The organism is Pseudomonas sp. HY2-MNA-CIBAN-0224, from assembly GCF_040310285.1.
In the GTDB taxonomy this organism is placed as follows: Bacteria; Pseudomonadota; Gammaproteobacteria; order Pseudomonadales; family Pseudomonadaceae; genus Aquipseudomonas; species Aquipseudomonas helleri.
The window spans coordinates 1-255 of the sequence record NZ_JBEOPQ010000706.1; the positions used below are offsets into that span (position 1 = coordinate 1).

Here is a 255-nt window from a genome sequence, read left to right on the forward strand (position 1 = left end):
TCTGGCGGTAGGGCATGGGCGGCTAAATAGGTGGTGCTGACATGAATGTTGTGTTTGTCAGCGAGCGCGCGGGCGACTTTTAGCATTTTTCGCTCAGTTTCTAAGTCCAGTCCATAGCCAGATTTGATTTCGACACTGGTCACGCCTTCTTTGATGAGCGCGAGCAGGCGCTTTTCACTTTGCGCAAACAATTCTTCCTCATTCGCTACGCGGGTAGCGCTAACGGTTGAGACAATGCCGCCACCTTGTGCCGCG

General features: G+C 53.3%; 1 pseudogene. It reads right to left on the bottom strand.

Features of this window, described 5'->3' with window-relative positions:
• Positions 1 to 255 (bottom strand): annotated as a pseudogene (locus tag AAEZ03_RS28150) (imidazolonepropionase); the annotation flags it as partial.